Below are 20,073 nucleotides of genomic sequence, written 5' to 3'. Positions count from 1 at the left end.
ACGGATAAGGGGATTGTCGAGGATGGTTGCAGAAAAGCACGGCGGAAGCCAGCGCCCTGGTCATTTGCTTTACGCAATTCCGGACGGAAAACCGCTGCACGCTTTTCCTGGAATTGCTCTACATGCCCCAGCGCAGTGCCGACGTGTGGACGGGCGCATCCCACCAGCCGGTCGTCTCGTCATCGAGCATGGTCAGCGTGATCGAGCAGCCGGCCATGTCGAGTGAAGTGACATAGGTGCCGACCAGCGAGCGGGTTATCGTCACGCCGTGCTTCTCGAAAATCCGGCGGGCGCTGTTGTACATCAGGTAGAGTTCCATCTGCGGCGTGCCGCCGAAGCCGTTGACGAACAGCAGCGCCGGGCCCTTCGCCCTGGCGCCCAGATCGCCCAGGATCGCGGCACAAATCTCCTGCGCGATCACGTCGGCGCTTTTCAACGTGTCGCGCCGCCTTCCGGGCTCGCCGTGGATGCCGACGCCGAATTCCATTTCGCCGTCGCCGATGTCGAAGGTTGGCTTGCCGGCGGCCGGCACCGTGCAACTGGTCAGCGCCACGCCCATCGAGCGGGTCACGCCGTTGACGCGATCGCCCAACGCCTTCAGCCGTGGCAAGGCCATGCCATGCTCGGCGGCGGCGCCGACGATCTTCTCGACCACCAGCGTGCCGGCGACGCCGCGCCGGCCGGTCGTATAGGACGAGTTCTCGACGGCGACATCGTCATTGGTGACCACCTGCAGGACGCCTTCCGACATTTCGGCCGCCATGTCGAAATTCATCACGTCGCCTTCGTAGTTCTTGACGATGAACAGGCAGCCGGCGCCGGTATCGACGGCCTCCGCCGCCGCCATCATCTGGTCCGGCGTCGGCGAGGTGAACACCTGGCCGGGGCAGGCGGCGTCCAGCATGCCGTGGCCGACAAAGCCGCCATGCAACGGCTCGTGGCCGGAGCCGCCACCGGAGATCAGCGCCACCTTGCCCGGCCGCAAGGTCTTGCGGCGGACGAATTTGTGCCCGTCGCCGAGCACGAGGATGTCGGCGTGGGCGGCAACGAAACCGTCGAGGCTCTCGGTCAGCACCGTGTCCACCGAATTGATAAACTTCTTCACGGCCGTCTCCTCCCGAAATAGGCGATCAGCTGCCTTTGCCGGTGATGCTGGTGATCTTCTGGATGAAATCATTGACCGCCCTGTCGAGCGCGGCGTTCTGCTTGTCGTCGCCGAAATCCGGCACGATCAGCGAAACATGCCGCGTCTTGCGCATGCCCGCCGCGACAGACATCTTGCCCGGATGCGCCTGGTGATAGGCGGCGAGAAACTGATCACGCTCGGCCGGGCTGAAATGGCAGACCGAGAAGATGGAAGGCAGATGTTTCGATGGAATCGGGATCGAATAGGCCGGGCTGGAAATCTGCGTGACGAAACTGCGGTGCTTGCCAAGCGCGTCGGCAAGGCGCTGGCGCATGCCGGACGGCCGCTGGTCGATGACCTGGGACAGGATCGTCTTGTAGGCGCGGATCGCCTCTTCGGAACCGGGTTCAGGTGTCTTGTCGATCATGCCAGCCGAGCCTAGACTGAAACGTCCGCGATGGCCGCCTTGGCCATGGCGAGTTGAGCCGGAGCGACGGAAAGATCACGCAGGCCGGCCTCGAGCAGTGACGGGATCGAGGCGGGATCGCCGCCAGCGTCACCGCACAGGCTGACCGGGATTCCTTGGCGCTGGCCAAACGCGGCCACGGCAGCGACAAGCCGCAGCACCGCCGGATGGCGGACCGAATTGAGGTGCGCCACGGCAGCGTTGTCGCGGGCGGCCGCCATGACATACTGGGTGAGGTCATTGGAGCCGATCGAGAAGAAGGCGGCCTCGGTAAAGGCCTCCGGCACGATCGCCACGGACGGCACCTCGACCATGATGCCAAGCGGCGGCATTTCATGCGCGATGCCACGCGCGGCGAGCGTTGCCTGCTCCTCGGCGAACATTGCCGCGGCCTGCCTGTATTCCTCCACAATGGCGATCATCGGGAACATCACCTTCAGGCTGCCGTGGACAGCGGCGCGCAGCAGCGCACGGATTTGTACACGAAACACCTGAGGCCGCGCCAGCGACAGCCTGATCCCGCGCAGGCCGAGGAACGGATTGCCTTCCTCGACTGTGAAGCCAGGCACCGGCTTGTCGCCGCCGGCATCGACGGTGCGGATCGTCACCGGCTTCTCGCCGGCCCACTCCAGCACCTTGCGATAGGCGCGATACTGCGTCTCCTCGTCCGGCAGCGTCCTGCCGAACAGGAATTCGGTGCGCATCAGCCCGACACCGTCGCAGGTTGCGATGTCGATGCCATCGACATCGGACGGGTCGGCGATGTTGACTTGCACGCGCACCGCCGTGCCGGTCCTGGTCATCGCCGGCCGGGCCAGGAAAGTCCCGGCCAGGTCGCGGCGCGCCGCGAATGACGAGGACGATTGGCGGAAGGCGTCGATCTCGGCCCTGGAGGGCGACAGCACGATCCCGCCGTGCTCGGCGTCGAGCAGCGCTGTGCCGGCAAGTTTGGCTGCCGAAGCACCAAGCCCGACAACCATGGGCACCCCACGCGACCGCGCCAGCATGGCGACGTGGCTGGCGGTGCTGCCTGCCTTCAATGCGATGCCGCCACCACGACTCCAGTCGGTTTCGAGAAAACGTGTCGGCGCGATGTCATCGCCGTAGAGAATGGCGCCGGCCGGTGCCAGGACGTCGCCATCCTCGGTCAGCGCCTGCAGCACCTGGTCCCTGATGTCTCGGATGTCGGCCGCCCGCGCCCGGAAATAATCCTGGTCGGAAGCATCGTAGCCGGCGATTTCGGCGTCGAGCGCCTGCCGCCAGGCCCTGTCGGCAGGTTGGCCGGCGTGAATCGCGGCAAAGGCCGGCCTGCCCAACGCATCATCCCCCAGCATGGCGATCTGGAATTCGAGAATGTCGGCGGCGGCGCCGTCAGCCGTCTCGATCAATGCGGCGAGACGAGCCGTCGCGGCATCGATTGCGGCTTCGAGCGCAGCCTTTTCATCCGCGGCGGTGGCCCTGGCAGTGTAGTGGGCGGCAGTCCGGTCGAGGTCGAACAGCGGACCTTCGGCATAACCGGCCGACGCCGAAATACCCTGCAGCCTATGCGGTCCGGACATGGTCCGCGCCTTCGTCGAAATCGCGCCGCACCAGCTCGGCCAGCGCGTCGACGGCATCATTGGCGCCATCGCCGCTGGCCCTGATATGCAGCACCGTGCCCTTCGGCGCCTTGGCCGCCATCACCTTGACGATGCTCTTGGCGTCGAACCATGGCCCGTTGGCGGCCAGCGCTATTTCCACGTCGGCGGCGAAGGTCTTGGCAAGCTTGGTGAACTTCACCGAAGGACGCGCGTGCAGACCCACCTCGTGGGTGATCAGGACGCTCGCTTCGGCGGATGCGGACATGTCTTCAAAATTCCCGTTCGCTCATGACGGCGACAATTCATGCGCCGTCGCCACCACTTCCTTCAGCGAGGCGCCGCCGGAAGCCTCGGTCGCGGCCATCACCGCGCCTTCGACGATCGGCGCGTTGCAGACGATGATCTTCTGCGAACGCGGCTCGCCGATCATCTCCACCGCCATTTCGCTGTTGGTCTCCGCACCGCCGAGATCGACCAGGATGGCGACCCCGGCTTCAGACCAGGCCTTGTCGATGGCACCCATGATCGCCTCGACATTGGTGCCGAGCCCGCCATGGCCGTTTCCGCCGCACCATGCAAGCGGCACTTCGTCGCCCACCATCTGCCGCACCATGTCGGCCGTGCCCTCGGCGACCAGTGGCGAATGCGAGACGATGACGATGCCGACATTGCTCATGCGCTTTCCCCGATGGTTTTCGCCACTGTCCGCACCAGCAGCGCGGTTGAGCGCGCGCCGGCGTCCATATGACCGATCGAACGGTCGCCGAGGAACGAGGCGCGGCCACGCAGGGCCTTCATAGGCACGGTTGCCTCGGCGGCCGCGTCGGCGATATCGGCGATTTCAGAGGGGGTTTTTCCCTGCAGCAAAGCGTCATGTACGGGCTGCAGCACGTCGAGCATTGTCTTCTGTCCGACTTGCGACTTGCCCCGCGCCGCCACTGCTTCGATCGCCTTGCCAAAAGCCGCCGTCAGATTGGCGCGATCGGGCGCACTGGAAATTTCCTTGCCGAGCGCCATGAAAAGGGTGCCGAACAAGGGACCTGAAGCGCCGCCGACCGTCATCACCAGCTTGGTGCCAATCGCTTTCAGGGCCTCGGGCAGCGGCTTGGCCGAAAACGCTTCCGCCTCGCTACGCACGGCCTCGAAGCCACGCTTCATGTTCAGCCCATGGTCGCCGTCGCCGATCGCCTGGTCGAGCGCCGTCAACTCCTCGGCATGAGCGGCAATCGTGTCCGCGGCTGCCGTGATCAGCCTGGAAAGGTTCAACCTCGCCATGTCGCCCCAATTCCCGGTTTCCATCCCGCCGGCAGTATCGAAAGAACTGTCACTCGACAACTGAAGCATGCGTCAGGCCGCTGCATGCAGTGCGGCCACAGCCGCGAAGACCTCGGCCACGGCATGAGCACCGGGGTCGGCCACGCCCTGCAGCTTGCCGCCGACATAGGCTGACCGCCCGGCCTTCGCCCTGTCCATGGCGGCGGTGGCCTCGGCACCGCGGCGGGCCGCCGTTGCCGCTTCCTCCAGCCCCTTGGCGTGGAGCGCTTTGAGCGCTGGCTCCAGGGCATCGACCATGGTGCGATCGCCAATTCTCGCGCCGCCGTAGAAGGTCATCCGTTCGAGGCCAGCGAGCAGCGCCTTGGCCAGACCGGCACCGCCGTCCAGAGCCTGCGCCGCCGCCGTGAAGAAGATCGAAAGCAGCACCCCGCTGGAGCCGCCCATGGATGCGCTCAGAATGTCGCCGATCGCGCCAAGGGTTGCCGCAGGGTCGGCAAGCGGCAGCGTATCCAGCCGGTCGAGGACACTGCGTGCGCCGGTCGCCACCGTCGAGCCGGTGTCGCCGTCGCCAGCCTTGGCGTCCAGCCCGTTCAAAATGGCTTCGAGCGATATCAGCCTGTCGCAGACGGTGACCACAAGGCGCCTGCTGCGTGCATCCTGGCTGGGCTTGCGCGCCGCGCTTTCGGTTGCGGGTTTCGCCAGCGGCATGACGGAAGGCGCGACAACGGGCTTTGCCGGCATCCAGGCGTGCGGGCCGACCGGCGCGCGCAGCGCCGCCTCGCGCGCTGCATCGAGCCGGATCAGCGACAGTGAGAAGCCGTTCATGTTGAGCGCCGTCATCAGCGGTCCGGGGCCGATCGTCAGCTTGACCGTCCGAGCGAGCGGCGAGGCAAGCACGGCATTGGCGACAAGCGACATTTCGAGCGGTGGTACGGAACCGAGATTGTTGATCAGCAAGGCATAGCCGGCTTTCGGGTCGAGCCCTGCCGCGAGGCGCTCCGCCATGATCGCGACCAGCCTGTCGACGCTTTGCACGGCGATGCGCTCGACACCCGGTTCGCCGTGGATGCCGAGACCGAGCTCGCCATCGTCCGCGCCAAACCTGTCTTCATGCGGCTGGCCCGGGATCGAACAGGACGACAGCGACATGCCGAGTGAAACGATGTCCGTTGCCGCCGCCCGCGCCGCCGCCGCGATGTCGGCCAGAGCGTGGCCGGCTTCCGACAGGTGGCCTGATATCTTGTGCACGAACAAGGTGCCGGCAACGCCGCGCGGCTGGTTGATATCCGGCAAAGCTATGTCGTCCGCGACAATCACCATCTCGACACGAAAACCCTCGGCGCGCGCCTTCTCGGCGGCCAGGCCGAAATTGAGGCGGTCGCCGGTGTAGTTCTTGACGATCAGCAGGCAACCGGCCGGGCCGGTGACCGCGCGAATGGCCGCCAGCACCGCCTCCACGCTGGGCGAAGCAAAGATCTCGCCCGAGACCGCCGCCGTCAGCATGCCCTTGCCGACGAAGCCGGCATGCGACGGCTCATGCCCGGCGCCGCCGCCGGAAACGACGCTGACTCTCGTCCTGTCCCAATCGGCGCGCAGGATGACCTTGATCTCGGGATAGCCGTCCAGGCGCGCGAGGTCGCCGGCGCCAATTGTCCTCAGGAGGCCATCCAGCGCCTCCGTGACGATCGTTTCCCTGCGATTGAAAAAGTGCTTCATCGAATTCGTCCAGTCTATCCGCAATCGTCGATCAGAGCCGGCGTTGACCCTTGGCAGGGAAACACCGAAAACCATTCACATCAGCCGTTGTCCGTCGGCGCCAAAATAGAGCGGCGACCGGTAGCGGATCATCACTCTGTCACCCTGTTCCAGATCCGTGTCGGGATCGGTCAGCGTCACCAGCTTCTTGGAACCCACCGTCACATGCAGGTGGTTCTGGTCGCCGAGATGCTCGACCCAGTCGACAACGCCGTCGGCATGGCCGTTCATCGCCTTGTCGATCGACAGATGTTCTGTGCGCGCGCCGATTGTCTTCGTTCCTGCCGGCGCGCCGCCGTCAGGAAGCAGACCGGCCGGCAGCAGATTGATCGCCGGCTGGCCGAGTCTCGCCGCGACATGCAGGTTTGCCGGCTCGGAATAGATCGTCCGCGGCGTGCCGATCTGCACCAGCACGCCATCGGCGAGGATGCCGATGCGATCGGCCATGGTCATCGCCTCGATCTGGTCGTGCGTGACATAGAGCATGGTGGCGCCGAGTTCGGACTGGATGCGCTTCAGTTCGAGCCGCAGATCAGCGCGCAGCTTGGCATCGAGCGACGACAGCGGCTCGTCCATCAGATAGATGGCCGGCTTGCGCACCAGCGCGCGGCCGATGGCGACGCGCTGCATTTCGCCACCGGAAAGTTTGGTCGAGCGGTTGGCGAGCTTGTGATGGATGCGCACCATCCTGGCCACATCCTCGACCCGGCGGCGAATCTGGTCTTCCGGCATCTTCCGCGCCGGCGAGCGCAGCGGGAAGGCAAGATTGTCGAACACCGACAGATGCGGATAGAGCGAATATTGCTGGAACACGAAAGCGGTGTCGCGCTCGGCGGGCGACAGCGTCGTGGCATCGTGGCCGCCAATGCGAATCGTGCCGGCATCCGGCCGCTCCAGTCCGGCGATCAGCCGCAGCGTCGTCGTCTTGCCCGCCCCGGTCGGCCCAAGCAGCACGACGAATTCACCGTCGGCGATATGCAGGTCGAGATCGTTGACGGCGACATGGTCGCCGAAACTCTTGGTCACGTTTCTGATGTGCACGTCAGCCATGCTGTGCTCTCCGCTCCGATGCCACATCGTGGATCGCGGTCCTCACCGCGCGGCCGGACCCCTTTTCGAACAGCGACAGGCGCGCGCTGCTCAGCGCCAGGCCGACGTGATCGCCGGTGGCGAGGCGGATCTCGGCCGGCACGCGTGCCTTGATGATGCCGTCCGCAGTCTCCACCGCGACGATCTGGGTGGTGCCGAGATATTCGGTGCCGTAGATGGCGCCGCGCAGCTTGGAGGCATCGTCGAAGCGGATGTGTTCCGGCCTTATGCCGAGCGCCATGTCGCCGGGTGCGATATCCTCGCGCACCTCCGGCACCGCGACTTTCGCGCCCTGGACGACGATTTCCCTGGCGCCCTTTGCCAATCCGCCGCCAAATCTCAGGAAATTCATCGGCGGCGAGCCGATGAAGTCGGCGACGAACATGGTTGCCGGACGATCGTAGATCTCGCGCGGTGTGCCGAACTGTTCGATGACGCCATGGTTCATCACCGCGATCTTGTCGGCCATCGACATCGCTTCCATCTGGTCATGCGTGACATAGACGGTGGTGGCGTGGATGCGGTTGTGCAACTCGCGCAACTCATGGACCATCAAATCGCGGAATTCGGTATCAAGGGTCCCCAGCGGTTCATCCATCAGGAAGCATTTTGGCCGCCGCACGATGGCGCGGCCGAGCGCCACCCGCTGGCGGTCGCCGCCGGCAAGGCCGGAGACGGATTTGTTGAGCAGATGGTCGATGCGCAACAGCTTCGCCGTCTCCTCGACCCGGGTGCGGATCTCGGCCGAAGGCATGCCTTGCGCCAGCAAGGGGAAGCCGATGTTCTTGCGCACGTTCATGTGCGGATAGAGCGCGAACAGCTGGAAGACGAAAGCGATGTCGCGCTCGCGGGCGCGGCGCATGGTAACGTCCTCGCCGCCGAGCAGGATCTCGCCGCCGGTCGGCAGCTCGAGCCCGGCGATCATGCGCAGCGTCGTCGTCTTGCCGCAGCCCGACGGCCCGAGCATGACGAAGAACTCGCCATCCTCGACGACGAAGTTGGAATCCTGCACGGCTACGAAATCGCCGAAGGCCTTTCTCAGATGCTGAACGCGGATCTCGGCCATCACCTACTCCGGAAATTTCGAGACGATGATGAACATCACGGTGCCGGCGAGCATGGTGATGAAGGAATAGGTGTAGAGCGACAGCGCGAAGGGCTGGAACAGCATCAGGAAGCCGATGGCGATCAGCGCCGTGGCGATGTTTTCCATCAGGCCGCGCCGGGCCCAGACCGGCCAGCGCGATTTGCGTTTTGCGGGATTGGTCATGCTCATTTGCGCACCGCGCCGAAGGTGATGCCGCGCAGCAGCTGCTTGCGAAGCAGGATGGTGAAGACCAGGATCGGCACCAGGAAGATCGTCGTTCCGGCAGCCACGGCAGGCCAGTCCTGGCCGCCTTCGCCGATGATGGTCGGGATGAACGGTGGCGCGGTCTGCGCCGTGCCGGAGGTCAAAAGGGCGGCGAAGGCATATTCGTTCCAGGCGAAGATCAGGCAGAAGATGGCGGTCGCGGCAATGCCGGTCGTCGCCTGCGGCAGCACGGTGCGCCAGAAGGCCTGCAGTCGCGTATAGCCGTCGATCATCGCCGCTTCCTCATATTCGCGCGGGATCTCGTCGATGAAGCCTTTGAGCAGCCAGACCGCGAGCGAGACATTGACCGCCGTGTAGAGCAGGATCATGCCAAGCGCGGTGTCGGACAGGCCGAGCTCGCGGTACATCAGGTAGATCGGAATGGCGACGGCGATCGGCGGCATCATGCGCGTCGACAGGATGAAGAACAGAAGGTCGTCGGCCAGCGGCACCTTGAAGCGCGAGAAGCCGTAGGCCGACAGCGTACCGAGGAAGACGGCGCAGAAGGTCGAGCCGAAGGCGATGATCAGCGAATTGACGAAGCGCGGCACGAAGTTGGACGGGCCGGCGATGACCATGTTGCGCTTGCGCGTGGTCTCGTCGCAGAAGCTCGTCGCCGGGCCTAGCGAGTTGATGTATTCCGGCGTCTGCCGCGTCCGCGTCGTGAACAAATTGCAGTAGCCTTCGAGGCTCGGCTGGAACAGGATCTTGGGCGGATAGGCGATCGAGTCCGGCGGCGTCTTGAAGCTGGTGGCGAAGATCCACAGCAGCGGCACGATCGAGATCAGCGCATAGGCGATGATGATCGCGCCGGCGATCCGCTTCGAGGCGCCCGAGGGGGCGACGACCGAGTGGGCAGTGGTCAGGCTCATCTCTGCTTCACCTTGTTGAGCGCCTTGACGTAGATGTTGGCCAGCCCAAACACGGCGACGAACAGGATGATGGCGAAGGCCGAGGAATAGCCGGTGCGCCAGCTCTCGAAAGCCTGCCGCTTCAGCGTGATCGAGGCGACCTCGGTGGTCGAGCCCGGCCCACCGCCGGTCAACAGATTGACCATGTCGAACATCTTGAAATTCTCTATGCCGCGAAACAGCACCGCCAGCATGATGAAGGGCAGCGCCATCGGCAGGGTGATCGACCAGAACTGCCGCCAGTTGGAGGCGCGGTCGACCTCGGCCGCCTCGTAGATGTATTCGGGGATCGAGCGTAAGCCCGCGAGGCAGATCAGCATCACGTAAGGCGTCCACATCCAGGTGTCGACGATGATGATCGACCACGGCGCCAGCGAGACGTTGGAGAGCATCTGGATGTTCGTCGGCGGAATGCCTGACACGAAGGAGATGGCATAGGCGAACAGGCCGATCTGCGGTTCGTAAAGGAAACGCCAGAAATTGCCGACCACCGCCGGCGACAGCATCATCGGCACCAGGATCAGCGTCGTCCAGAAGGCATGGCTACGGAATTTCCTGTCGATCAGCCAGGCCAGCGTAAAGCCGATCAGCGTCTGCAAGAGGATGGTCCAGAACACGAAATGCGCCGTCGTCTGCATGGCGATCCAGATGTCCTGGTCGCCGAGGATGCGCTGATAATTGGCGAAGCCGAGATTCTTCACCACCTCGTTGGGCCGGTTGGCGCGGTAGTTGGTGAACGACAGATAGATCGCCCAGAACAGCGGAAAGATGTTGATGGCGAGCAGCAACAGGATCGTCGGCGAGATGAACAGCCAGGCGAGGCCCTTGTCGCTGATGCCCCGGACCTTGCGGGCCAACGGCTCCGGGGTCGCCCGGGCAACGTTCTCCGCGGTCCGATTGAGCATGGTCAGTCCTGCTTCGGTCACTTGGGTCGTCTCTGTCATGAATTTATCTGAACTGCGTCCCGTGCCAAGGGCGGCACGGGACGCTTCGGCCAAGCTCGGGAGGAGCCGGTTACATCTTGCCCCGGTTACATCTTGCCATCGTCCTGGAAGACCTGGGTCCAGTCCTTGACCAGGCCGTCGAGCGCATCCTTGGCCGAACCCTGGCCGGCGACGACATAGTCATGGAAGCGCTTCTGCGAGGCCTGCAGCAGCGGCGCGTAGCTCGGTTCGGCCCAGAAGTCCTTCACGATGGCCATCGAGTCGAGGAAGGTCTGCGCGTAGGGCTGGCTTGCCGGGAACTTCGGGTCCTTCACCACCGCGTTGAGGCAGGAATACCCGCCGAGCGACCACCACTTGGCCTGGACGTCCTTGTTGGCGAACCACTTGATGTATTTCAGCGCCGATTCCTGCTTGTCGGAATAGGACACCACCGAGATACCCTGGCCGCCGAGCTGGGCGAACTGGTCGCCGTCAGGCCCCTTGGGGTTGACGAAGTAACCGATCTTGTCGCCGCCGACATTCTCGTCCTTCTGCAGGCCCGGCCACGTGAAGGCGAAGTTCATGTGCATCGCCACCTGGCCGGATTTGAAGGCATCGACGCCTTCGCCCATGTAGCTGTTCGAGGCGCCCGGCGGGGTGCAGCAATCATAGAGCGCCTTGTAGAACTCGAGGCCCTTCACCGACTTGTCGGAGTTGACGTAGCCTTCCATCTCGTAGGGCTTCTTGGGGTTCTCGTACTGGAAGCCGTAGCTGTAGAGCACGTCCATGGCGCCCATGGTGATGCCTTCCGAGCCGCGCTCGGTATAGATCGAGGCGCCATAGACGGTCTTGCCGTCGATCTGCCGCTTCTGGAAGAATTCGGCGATCTGCTTCAACTGGTCGAAGGTTGCCGGCGGGCCGAGATCCCAGCCGTATTTCTCCTTGAATTCCTTCTGCAGCTCCGGCTTGGAGAACCAGTCCTTGCGATAGGTCCAGCCGACGACGTCGCCCATCGCCGGCAGCGCCCAGTAGTTCGGCGTGTTCTTCGGCCATTCCGAATAGCCAACGACCGTTGCCGGCACGAAGTCGTCCATGCTGATCTTCTCCTTGTCGAAGAAGTCGTTCAGCTTGACATAGTGGCCGTTCTCGGCCGCGCCGCCGATCCACTGGCTGTCGCCGATGATCAGGTCGCACAGCTTGCCATGCGAGTTCAGCTCGTTGAGGAAACGATCGGCATAGTTGGTCCACGGCACGAATTCGAATTTCATGCCGATGCCGGTTTCCTTGGTGAAGTCCTTGGACAGTTCGACAAGCGCGTTGGCCGGGTCCCAGGCGGCCCAGCACAGCGTCAGGTCTTCAGCGTGCGCGACGTTCGAGACCGCTGTCGACGCAACCATCGCCGAGGCCAGACCCAACGCCATTTTCAAGCTCGATTTCATGCCTTCCTCCCATTTGCGAAACGCGTCCGGATGACGGTTTCAAGAGCCCTCAACCCCTCTCCTCAGGGGCCTAAACATGGCGGCGCCGGAGCGCGGCGGATGTTTAGTAATTTGTTTAGTGATGCAATTTTTACTAAACAAGGCAAGCGAATTCGTTGCTGCGTCGCAGCATGCCGGCGCCGGTGTCTGAAAACGTTGGGAAAAGTTCGGATCGCTGGGCGGTTTCCTGTGGAACAGGAGAGCATGCCAGGCTGATCCCGAGCAGACCTGAAGGTCGTTTGGCTTTCTGTCCTGACGCAATTCCGGACGGAAAACCGTTTCACACTTTTCCTGGGATTGCTCAGTCGACCCGTCCGGTGCTGACCATCACCGTCCGGATCGGCGGCGCCGGCGGCAGCAGGGCGCGGATGTCGGCGAAGGGGAACGTCGGTTCGAAGCGGAACGCTTCGGCCAGCGCGTCTTGCGCGCCGTTGCACTGGCCGGAACGAAAGGCGTTCTGCGTCCGCGCCGCGTCGACGAAGCGCTCCGGGTCCTGCGACTGATGCATGCGGATCGCCTTGGCCTTGACGGCGGCATGCGCGGAAATATCGACATAGTGCGTCGGCGAAAAACCGGTGCCGCCGAGCGTGTCGGCATGCAGCACCGGGACGGCGAACGAGGCGGCGATGCGCACGCCATCCGACAGCGCGCGGTGGTCGCCGTGATAGTCGTTCGGCGCGTGCGTGATCGCGAGATCCGGGCCGATCTCGCCGATCAGCGTCTTCAGCGCCGCGATGAGTGCCGCGTCGGCCACCAGCGCGCCGTCCGGGAAGTCGAGGAAGCGTGGCACGGCACCAAGCAGGGTCGCTGCCTGGGCCGCCTCCCGCCGGCGCGCCCGGGCAAGCGCGCCGGGATCACCCTTGCCGCCCTTGGCGCCATCCGTGGCTATGGCAAAAGTGAGCTCTGCGCCTTGCGCGGCATAGGCGGCCATCGTACCGAACATGAAGATCTCGATGTCGTCCGGATGCGCGCCGAGAGCCAGTATTTTCACGCTACTCTCTCCCCGGAAATGGAAAAACGTGCCGAACGGAATCCTGCTCGCCCTGATCGCCTACGCAAGCTATTCGGGCAGCGATGCCGTTGTCAAAAGCCTGGGGGGACAATTCACGGTCTTCGAGATCGGCTTCTTCTCGACCTTGTTTGCCGGCTGTTTTCTCTTCTTCGCGCGGCCGGCGCACGAGCGCTGGCGTGATTTCTGGCGCACCAGCCGTCCCTGGGCGGTGCAGGCCCGCGCCTGGGCGGGCATCGCCTCCGGCGTGCTCAGCGTCTACGCCTTCACCACCATTCCGCTGGCGGAGGTCTATGCGCTGGTGTTCCTGGCGCCGCTCTGCGTCACCATCCTCTCCACGGTCATCCTCAAGGAGAAGGTCGGCCCATGGCGATGGCTGGCGGTGGTCGCCGGCTTCGCCGGCGTCATGCTGGTGGTGCGCCCGGGCTTTCGCGAGCTTAATCTCGGCCACCTTGCCGCCTTCGGCGTTGCCTTCCTCGCCGCCACCAGCGTCATCCTGATGCGCTCGCTGGCGCAGCAGGAAAAGCGCACGACCATGCTGGGCGTGCTGATCGGCTATGGGCTGCTGTTCAACGGCATCGGTGCCGCCGCCACGTCCTTCACGGTTCCCGACGGAAAACAGCTTATGTGGCTGGTGATGGCAGGCGCCTTCACCGCCTGTGGACAATTGCTGCAGTTGCTGGCCGTCAAATACGCGCCCGCCAACCGGGTCGCGCCGACGCACTACTCGCAGATCGTCTGGGCGGTGATCCTCGGTGCGCTGTTCTTCCGGGAGTATCCTGACTGGCTGTCCCTGGTCGGTCTCGCGGTCGTTGGCGGCTCCGGCCTGCTGACCATGGTGCGCGAGGAAGCGCGGCTGGGCACGGTGCGCTGGAATCCGTTTTCCCGGACCCGGCTTTGAACTGGCCACGATCCCATGAGTTGCACGGCCACCGCGACCGCTGATATGCGGGCGAGGCGGGCCTGCCGCGATTGGATGAACGCATTCCTGGACCGATGACGACAAACCCCTTGCCGGAGCTTCCGGTATCCGCCGTGCTGCCGGCGCTGAGTGAAGCGCTTGGCCGTGGCAACAGCGCCGTGCTGGTGGCGCCGCCGGGCGCCGGCAAGACGACGCTGGTGCCGCTGGCGCTGCTCGACGCGCCGTGGCTGGGTGTCGGCAAGATCGTTCTGCTCGAACCGCGCCGGCTCGCCGCCCGCGCCGCCGCCCGCCGCATGGCCGAACTTATCGGCGAGGAACCCGGCGCCACCGTCGGCTACGCCATGCGCATGGAAAACCGCACCTCGGCCCGGACAAGAATTCTCGTCGTCACCGAAGGCGTGCTGGCGCGCATGATCCTCGATGATCCCGAACTGCCCGGCGTCTCGGCGGTGATCTTCGACGAATTCCACGAGCGTTCGCTCGATGGCGATTTCGGCCTCGCTTTGGCGCTCGACGTGCAGGGGGCGCTGCGGCCGGATCTGCGGCTTTTGGTGATGTCGGCGACGCTTGACGGCGCGCGTGTCGCGAAACTGCTGTCGGGCGCGCCGGTGATCGAGAGCGAGGGCCGCGCCTTCCCTGTCGATGTCCGCTACGACGAACGGCCTGCCGGCGCCACCATAGAGGACGCCATGGCCAAGGCGATCCGCTCGGCGCTCGTCGACGAGCGCGGCAGCGTGCTCGCGTTCCTGCCCGGCCAGCGCGAGATCGAGCGCACCGCAGAGCGGCTGGCGGGCAAGGTCGGGGCCGGCACCGACATCGTGCCGCTCTACGGCATGCTCGACGGCAAGGCGCAGGACGCGGCGATCAAGCCGGCGCCGACGGGTCGCCGCAAGGTGGTGCTGGCCACCTCGATCGCCGAGACGTCGATCACCATCGACGGCGTGCGCGTCGTCATCGATTCCGGCCTGTCGCGGCTGCCGCGCTACGAGCCGGCCAGCGGCCTCACCCGGCTGGAAACCGTGCGCGTCAGCAAGGCGTCGGCCGACCAGCGCGCCGGCCGTGCCGGGCGCACGCAGGCTGGCGTCGCCATCCGGCTGTGGCGCGCCGAGCAGACGGCTGCACTCCCCGCCTTCACGCCGCCGGAGATCCTCGAGGCGGACCTCTCCGGCCTGCTGCTCGACTGCGCCGCCTTCGGCGTCGCCGATCCGACAACGCTCGCCTTCCTCGATCCGCCGCCAGCTCCGGCGCTGAACGAGGCAAGGACGCTGCTGCGCGCGCTGGATGCCGTCGACAAAGCAGGACGCCTGACGGAAGCGGGCATGGCGATGCGCAAACTCGCTTTGCCCGTGCGGCTGGCGCATATGGTTGCCGAGGCAGCCCGGAGCGGCCATGCCGACGAGGCGGCCATGCTTGCCGTGCTGCTCACCGAGCGTGGGCTTGGCGGCGAAGGTGCCGATCTCGAGCGGCGGCTGATGCGGTTTCGGTCTGAACGATCGCCGCGGGCGACCGCCGCGCGGCAGCTCGCCGAGCGCCTGGCGAGGCAGGCAGCCTCTTCTTCACCCTCCCCCTTGTGGGGAGGGTCGATCCGCGAAGCGGAGCGGGGTGGGGGCAGGCTGAGCGCGGCACCCCCACCCCGTCTCCCTCGCCTTGCTGTGCAAGGCTCGCTCGCCGACCCTCCCCACAAGGGGGAGGGTGCCGGCGCCCTGCTGATCCACGCCTGGCCGGACCGTCTCGCCAAGGCACGTGGCGAGCGTGGCCGCTTCGTGCTGGCCAACGGTTCCGGCGCCATGCTCGACGCCGCCGACCCGTTGGCGGGCGAGCCGTTTCTGGTCGTCGCCGATTTGCAGGGCAAGGCGCAGAATGCCCGTATCACGGCAGCCGCGGTAATCAGCGAGGACGATATCCGCGCCACGCTGGCGGACAGGATCGAGACCCGCAGGCAAACGAGCTTCGACCGCGACCGCCGCGCCGTGCGCGTGCGCGAAACGGTGCGCCTCGGAGCCATTGCGCTCGCCGAGCGGACGCTGCCGCCACCAACCGGCGCAGACGCCGATCGTGCCATTCTCGACGCCTTGCGCGAGCATGGGCTTTCGCTTTTGACCTGGAGCAAGGAGGCGCAGACGCTGCGCCAGCGATTGTCCTGGTTGCATCGCGGTCTTGGCGCGCCCTGGCCCGATATGGCGGATGCAGCCCTGCTCGATCGCCTTGACGACTGGCTGCTGCCGTTCCTGTCCGGCACGGCATCCTTTGCCGCCATCGATCCGGGCATTGTCTCGGCGGGGCTCGCCGCGCTCGTGCCGCACGACTTGCAGCGCAGGATCGACACGCTGGCGCCCACCCATTTCGATGTCCCGTCGGGCAGCCATGTGCCGATCCGTTATGAAGGCGAATGGCCCGTGCTGGCGGTTCGCGTGCAGGAGCTGTTCGGTCTCGATAGCCATCCTTCGATCGCCAATGGCACCGTGCCGCTGACGCTCGAACTCCTGTCGCCGGCGCACCGGCCGATCCAGACGACACGCGACCTGCCCGGTTTCTGGCGCGGCTCCTGGGCCGATGTGCGCGCCGACATGCGCGGCCGCTACCCCCGGCATGTCTGGCCGGAAAACCCGTTGCTCGCCGCCGCCACCAGCCGCGCCAAGCCGCGGGGCACCTAGCGCTTGCCGTCCCAGGGCTGTAATCCATGGCCATGATCAACGTTTTGCGTTCGCCCGATTTCCAGCAGAGCCAGAGACTGCGCCTCAACACGCTGATCCGGCTGCGCTGGCTTGCCATCGTCGGCCAGAGCCTGACCGTGCTCGTCGTCGCCTATGGCCTGAAATTCCCGCTGCCGGTCAGCCTCTGCTTTGCCTTGATCGCCTGTTCGGCCTGGATGAACCTGTTTCTGGCTTTCCGGTTTCCGGCCGCGCACCGGCTCACCCCGCTCGCGGCCTTCGGCATCCTCGTCTTCGACAGCCTGCAGCTTGCCGGCCTGCTCTACATGACCGGCGGCCTCACCAATCCGTTCTCGCTGTTGATGACCGTGCCTGTGGTCATTTCGGCGACATCGCTGCCGCTGCGTCTGACCGCCATCCTCGGCGGGCTGGTGATGTCGGCGGCGACCTTCCTGGTTTTCATCCATCTGCCGTTGCCCTGGTATGAAGGCGCGCCGCTGGCGATGCCCTTCATCTATGTCGCGGGCATGTGGATGGCGGTGCTGTCCTCGATCGCCTTCACCGCCATGTACGCCTTCCGGGTGGCCGCCGAAGCGCGGCTTCTGGCCAACGCGCTTGCCGCCACCGAACTGGTGCTGCAGCGCGAGCAGCACCTTTCTGCGCTCGACGGGCTGGCCGCGGCGGCCGCGCACGAGCTCGGCACGCCGCTTGCCACCATCACGCTTGTTGTCAAGGAGATGGAAAAGGCGCTCGGCAACGATCCGAAATACGGGGAAGACGTGAAGCTGCTTCGCTCGCAGAGCGAGCGCTGCCGCGAAATCCTCAAGCGCCTGACCAGCCTGTCGTCCGAGGGCGAGGCGCATCTTTCCCGGCTGCCGCTGACCTCTTTGGTAGAGGAGGTCACCGCCCCGCATCGCGACTTCGGCATCTCGATCAAGCTTCGGCCCGGCGAACGCATAGGCCCCGAACCGGTCGGACGCCGCAATCCGGGCGTCATCTATGGTCTCGGCAACCTGGTCGAGAACGCCGTCGATTTTGCCCGCAAGAGCGTCACCGTGAGCTGGAGCTGGGACGAGGCCACCGTCACCTTCTCGATCATCGATGATGGGCCCGGGTTCCCGGCCGAGATCATCGACCGTATCGGCGAACCCTACATGTCGACGCGGCAGGGCAACGAAGCCGGCGGCGGCCTGGGGCTGGGGCTGTTCATCGCCAAGACGCTGCTCGAACGCTCGGGGGCGACGCTCGATTTTCGCAATTCGAGCGGCCTGGGCGAGGGCGCTGTGGTACAGATATCATGGCCGCGCAGCGTGTTCCTCAATCCGGAAGTCACCTCGGCCAGTATGTTCGACACCGCCTGAGAGCCCTTCGGGGGGCTCTAAGAATTGGACAATGGGGCTCAGGAACTATATCTGCGTAAAATTGAGGCAGCAGGAATTTTGAGACTATGACAGGCGACGAAAATATTGGCGCAATGGTTGAAGGCGAGGACACCTCGCTGCTCATCGTCGATGACGACAAGCCGTTCCTTACGCGTCTGGCTCGCGCCATGGAAACCAGGGGCTTCGTGGTCGAGACCGCCGAGAGTGTCGAGGAAGCGGTCGCCAAGGCGCGCGCCAATCCGCCCGCCTATGCCGTGGTCGACATGCGTCTCGGTGACGGCAACGGCCTCGACGTCGTCGCGGCCATCCGCGAGAAGCGCGACGATTCCCGCACCATCATCCTGACCGGCTATGGCAACATCGCCACGGCGGTGACGGCGGTGAAGCTTGGCGCCGTAGACTATCTGTCGAAGCCGGCCGACGCCGACGACATCTTTGCGGCACTGACCCGCACCGCCGGCGAGCGCGCGGCGCCGCCAGAAAACCCGATGTCGGCCGACCGCGTCCGCTGGGAGCATATCCAACGTGTCTATGAGATGTGCGAGCGCAATGTCTCCGAGACCGCGCGCCGGCTCAACATGCATCGCCGCACCTTGCAGCGGATCCTGGCCAAGCGCGCGCCGCGTTAGGATCGCCAAACACGCGGGGCAATTGCTTCACACCGATGACCATTTCCACCTTGGCGGGAGACCACCAGTCGCCGAAGCCGGCGCCGCCCCTCATCGCCCTGCCGGGCACTTCTCCCCGTATAGTGACGGGGAGAAGGGGCTGGCCGCAACGCTGGCGCCCTACTTGCAACGACGGTGATTGGCGAAGCCGGCGATGACAGCGCCCCTCTCCCCGTGAGGGGCGGCGCCAACGCTTGGATAATGAAATCCGCCGAAATAGGCGGCATGACGGAGGCGACATGCGGGACTTGAAGCAGCGGCCGGTTTCCGTCTTCCGCGAATTTCTCGATGGCGAGGCGGCTGGCGGCATCGTCCTGATGGCGGCCGCTGCCCTTGCCCTGATCGTCGCCAATTCGCCGCTCTCGCAAACCTATTTCGCCGTTCTCCACGCCTATCTCGGTCCGCTCAGCGTCTCGCACTGGGTCAATGACGGGCTGATGGCGGTGTTCTTCCTGCTCGTCGGGCTGGAGATCAAGCGCGAGATGCTGGACGGGCAGCTTTCGACCTGGCCCAGGCGCGCGCTGCCCGGCATCGCCGCCGCCGGCGGCATGCTGGTTCCGGCGCTCGTCTATGTCGCCGTCAACCGCGACAATGCGGCGGCGCTCTCCGGCTGGGCGATTCCGACCGCCACCGACATCGCTTTCGCGCTCGGCGTGCTGTCGCTGCTCGGCAGCCGCGTGCCGGCCTCGCTGAAGGTCTTCCTCACCGCGCTCGCCATCATCGATGACCTCGGCGCCGTCATCATCATCGCCATATTCTACACCAGCGGCCTGTCATCAGCCTATCTCGCCGCGGCCTTCGCCGTCATTGCCGTGCTCGTCGTGCTCAATCGCATGCGGGTGATGACGCTGGTGCCCTATCTCGTGCTCGGCCTCATCCTGTGGGTGCTGGTGCTGAAATCGGGCGTCCATGCGACGCTTGCCGGCGTGGCGCTGGCATTGACCATTCCGCTCGAACGCTCCGCCGGAGTCGGCCATGATCTCGACCATTCGCCGCTGCATCGGCTCGAGCATGGCCTGCACAAGATAGTGCCTTTCGTCGTCATCCCGATCTTCGGTTTTGCCAATGCCGGCGTTTCGCTGGCCGGCCTGAGCCTTGGCGCGCTGATCCAGCCGTTGACGCTGGGTGTCGCCGCCGGCCTCGTGGTCGGCAAGCTGGTCGGCGTGCTGGGCTCCTCCGCGCTTGCCATAAGGCTAGGCCTTGCCGACCTGCCGGCCCATGCCGGCTGGTCGCACATGATCGGCATTTCGCTGCTGTGCGGCATCGGCTTCACCATGAGCCTGTTCATCGGCCTGCTCGCCTTCGCCAGCGATGTGGCGCTGCAGGACGCGGTCAAGGTCGGTATCCTCGCCGGCTCCTTCATCGCCGCCATCCTCGGCGCCGCCGTGCTTTTGCTGGCGCCGGCGCCGGGTGGGGTGGAAGAGGGCGAGGGGTAGGCAACTCCTGGCCACCTCTCCCCCACCTCGTGGGACGAGGAACCCAGCTTC

At 65.3% G+C, this 20,073-nt stretch carries 19 protein-coding genes; 5 read left to right on the top strand and 14 right to left on the bottom strand.

Annotated elements, in window-relative coordinates; all coding sequences use genetic code 11:
* Positions 1-118: 118 nt before the first annotated feature.
* The 14 genes from dhaK to OOJ09_RS26305 all read right to left on the bottom strand — a co-directional run bounded on the left by dhaK (position 119) and on the right by OOJ09_RS26305 (position 12,945).
* Positions 119-1,105: a dihydroxyacetone kinase subunit DhaK gene (gene dhaK, locus OOJ09_RS26370; protein ID WP_269908001.1), complete on the bottom strand. Its 987-nt coding sequence runs from the start codon at positions 1,103-1,105 to the stop codon at positions 119-121.
* Positions 1,106-1,130: 25 nt separating this feature from the next.
* A complete protein-coding gene (locus OOJ09_RS26365; protein ID WP_269908000.1) occupies positions 1,131-1,553 on the bottom strand; it encodes a hypothetical protein in 423 nt (140 codons plus the stop codon).
* Between the two features lie 11 nt (positions 1,554-1,564).
* Positions 1,565-3,151, bottom strand: coding sequence for a phosphoenolpyruvate--protein phosphotransferase (ptsP, locus tag OOJ09_RS26360; protein WP_269907999.1), 1,587 nt, complete (start codon positions 3,149-3,151; stop codon positions 1,565-1,567).
* Positions 3,135-3,437 (bottom strand): HPr family phosphocarrier protein, encoded by a 303-nt coding sequence (locus tag OOJ09_RS26355; RefSeq protein ID WP_269907998.1) that lies wholly within the window; start codon positions 3,435-3,437, stop codon positions 3,135-3,137. Before OOJ09_RS26355 ends, ptsP begins: the two co-directional genes overlap by 17 nt.
* Before the next feature lie 21 nt (positions 3,438-3,458).
* Complete coding sequence (gene dhaM, locus OOJ09_RS26350; protein ID WP_027040441.1) at positions 3,459-3,848, bottom strand: dihydroxyacetone kinase phosphoryl donor subunit DhaM; 390 nt, start codon at positions 3,846-3,848, stop codon at positions 3,459-3,461.
* On the bottom strand, positions 3,845-4,447 hold the full coding sequence (gene dhaL, locus OOJ09_RS26345) for a dihydroxyacetone kinase subunit DhaL (protein WP_269907997.1): 603 nt from the start codon (positions 4,445-4,447) through the stop codon (positions 3,845-3,847). The genes dhaM and dhaL overlap by 4 nt, the downstream gene beginning before the upstream one ends.
* A 72-nt stretch (positions 4,448-4,519) precedes the next feature.
* Complete coding sequence (locus tag OOJ09_RS26340) at positions 4,520-6,163, bottom strand: dihydroxyacetone kinase subunit DhaK (protein WP_269907996.1); 1,644 nt, start codon at positions 6,161-6,163, stop codon at positions 4,520-4,522.
* Positions 6,164-6,238: 75 nt separating this feature from the next.
* Positions 6,239-7,252 carry an ABC transporter ATP-binding protein gene (locus OOJ09_RS26335; RefSeq protein WP_269907995.1) on the bottom strand — a complete coding sequence of 338 codons (1,014 nt, stop codon included), beginning with the start codon at positions 7,250-7,252 and terminating at the stop codon, positions 6,239-6,241.
* A complete protein-coding gene (locus tag OOJ09_RS26330; RefSeq protein WP_269907994.1) occupies positions 7,245-8,357 on the bottom strand; it encodes an ABC transporter ATP-binding protein in 1,113 nt (370 codons plus the stop codon). Before OOJ09_RS26330 ends, OOJ09_RS26335 begins: the two co-directional genes overlap by 8 nt.
* A gap of 3 nt (positions 8,358-8,360) precedes the next feature.
* Positions 8,361-8,567, bottom strand: a complete 207-nt coding sequence (locus OOJ09_RS26325; RefSeq protein ID WP_269907993.1) for a hypothetical protein — start codon at positions 8,565-8,567, stop codon at positions 8,361-8,363.
* Positions 8,564-9,514 carry a carbohydrate ABC transporter permease gene (locus OOJ09_RS26320; RefSeq protein WP_269907992.1) on the bottom strand — a complete coding sequence of 317 codons (951 nt, stop codon included), beginning with the start codon at positions 9,512-9,514 and terminating at the stop codon, positions 8,564-8,566. Before OOJ09_RS26320 ends, OOJ09_RS26325 begins: the two co-directional genes overlap by 4 nt.
* A complete protein-coding gene (locus tag OOJ09_RS26315; protein WP_269908070.1) occupies positions 9,511-10,458 on the bottom strand; it encodes a carbohydrate ABC transporter permease in 948 nt (315 codons plus the stop codon). Before OOJ09_RS26315 ends, OOJ09_RS26320 begins: the two co-directional genes overlap by 4 nt.
* A 125-nt stretch (positions 10,459-10,583) precedes the next feature.
* On the bottom strand, positions 10,584-11,915 hold the full coding sequence (locus OOJ09_RS26310; RefSeq protein ID WP_091580678.1) for an ABC transporter substrate-binding protein: 1,332 nt from the start codon (positions 11,913-11,915) through the stop codon (positions 10,584-10,586).
* A gap of 340 nt (positions 11,916-12,255) precedes the next feature.
* Positions 12,256-12,945, bottom strand: a complete 690-nt coding sequence (locus tag OOJ09_RS26305; protein WP_269907991.1) for a PIG-L deacetylase family protein — start codon at positions 12,943-12,945, stop codon at positions 12,256-12,258.
* 28 nt (positions 12,946-12,973) lie between these two features.
* Between OOJ09_RS26305 and OOJ09_RS26300 the strand changes: the two genes are divergently transcribed.
* From OOJ09_RS26300 to nhaA, 5 genes are all read left to right on the top strand, one after another.
* On the top strand, positions 12,974-13,864 hold the full coding sequence (locus OOJ09_RS26300; RefSeq protein ID WP_269907990.1) for a DMT family transporter: 891 nt from the start codon (positions 12,974-12,976) through the stop codon (positions 13,862-13,864).
* Between the two features lie 95 nt (positions 13,865-13,959).
* The gene (gene hrpB, locus OOJ09_RS26295; RefSeq protein ID WP_269907989.1) at positions 13,960-16,539 is read left to right on the top strand and encodes an ATP-dependent helicase HrpB; all 2,580 of its coding nucleotides are present in this window, start codon (positions 13,960-13,962) and stop codon (positions 16,537-16,539) included.
* Between the two features lie 26 nt (positions 16,540-16,565).
* Positions 16,566-17,897, top strand: coding sequence for an ActS/PrrB/RegB family redox-sensitive histidine kinase (locus tag OOJ09_RS26290; protein ID WP_269907988.1), 1,332 nt, complete (start codon positions 16,566-16,568; stop codon positions 17,895-17,897).
* 86 nt (positions 17,898-17,983) lie between these two features.
* Complete coding sequence (locus OOJ09_RS26285) at positions 17,984-18,547, top strand: ActR/PrrA/RegA family redox response regulator transcription factor (protein WP_111544836.1); 564 nt, start codon at positions 17,984-17,986, stop codon at positions 18,545-18,547.
* 278 nt (positions 18,548-18,825) lie between these two features.
* On the top strand, positions 18,826-20,022 hold the full coding sequence (gene nhaA / locus OOJ09_RS26280) for a Na+/H+ antiporter NhaA (RefSeq protein ID WP_269907987.1): 1,197 nt from the start codon (positions 18,826-18,828) through the stop codon (positions 20,020-20,022).
* Positions 20,023-20,073: the final 51 nt, after the last annotated feature.

Origin of the sequence: Mesorhizobium qingshengii (assembly GCF_027563465.1) — a bacterium.
GTDB lineage: Bacteria > Pseudomonadota > Alphaproteobacteria > Rhizobiales > Rhizobiaceae > Mesorhizobium > Mesorhizobium qingshengii_A.
Note: the sequence above shows the minus strand (reverse complement) of the source record. Positions and strands in the feature narration are given on the sequence as shown.

Bases quoted from the DNA above. Each gene is read 5' to 3' on its own strand.
- OOJ09_RS26365 (WP_269908000.1), bottom strand. From the start codon at position 1,553: ATGATCGACAAGACACCTGAACCCGGTTCCGAAGAGGCGATCCGCGCC.
- ptsP (WP_269907999.1), bottom strand. From the start codon at position 3,151: ATGTCCGGACCGCATAGGCTGCAGGGTATTTCGGCGTCGGCCGGTTAT.
- OOJ09_RS26355 (WP_269907998.1), bottom strand. From the start codon at position 3,437: ATGTCCGCATCCGCCGAAGCGAGCGTCCTGATCACCCACGAGGTGGGT.
- dhaM (WP_027040441.1), bottom strand. From the start codon at position 3,848: ATGAGCAATGTCGGCATCGTCATCGTCTCGCATTCGCCACTGGTCGCC.
- dhaL (WP_269907997.1), bottom strand. From the start codon at position 4,447: ATGGCGAGGTTGAACCTTTCCAGGCTGATCACGGCAGCCGCGGACACG.
- OOJ09_RS26340 (WP_269907996.1), bottom strand. From the start codon at position 6,163: ATGAAGCACTTTTTCAATCGCAGGGAAACGATCGTCACGGAGGCGCTG.
- OOJ09_RS26335 (WP_269907995.1), bottom strand. From the start codon at position 7,252: ATGGCTGACGTGCACATCAGAAACGTGACCAAGAGTTTCGGCGACCAT.
- OOJ09_RS26330 (WP_269907994.1), bottom strand. From the start codon at position 8,357: ATGGCCGAGATCCGCGTTCAGCATCTGAGAAAGGCCTTCGGCGATTTC.
- OOJ09_RS26325 (WP_269907993.1), bottom strand. From the start codon at position 8,567: ATGAGCATGACCAATCCCGCAAAACGCAAATCGCGCTGGCCGGTCTGG.
- OOJ09_RS26320 (WP_269907992.1), bottom strand. From the start codon at position 9,514: ATGAGCCTGACCACTGCCCACTCGGTCGTCGCCCCCTCGGGCGCCTCG.
- OOJ09_RS26315 (WP_269908070.1), bottom strand. From the start codon at position 10,458: ATGCTCAATCGGACCGCGGAGAACGTTGCCCGGGCGACCCCGGAGCCG.
- OOJ09_RS26310 (WP_091580678.1), bottom strand. From the start codon at position 11,915: ATGAAATCGAGCTTGAAAATGGCGTTGGGTCTGGCCTCGGCGATGGTT.
- hrpB (WP_269907989.1), top strand. From the start codon at position 13,960: ATGACGACAAACCCCTTGCCGGAGCTTCCGGTATCCGCCGTGCTGCCG.
- OOJ09_RS26290 (WP_269907988.1), top strand. From the start codon at position 16,566: ATGGCCATGATCAACGTTTTGCGTTCGCCCGATTTCCAGCAGAGCCAG.
- OOJ09_RS26285 (WP_111544836.1), top strand. From the start codon at position 17,984: ATGACAGGCGACGAAAATATTGGCGCAATGGTTGAAGGCGAGGACACC.
- nhaA (WP_269907987.1), top strand. From the start codon at position 18,826: ATGCGGGACTTGAAGCAGCGGCCGGTTTCCGTCTTCCGCGAATTTCTC.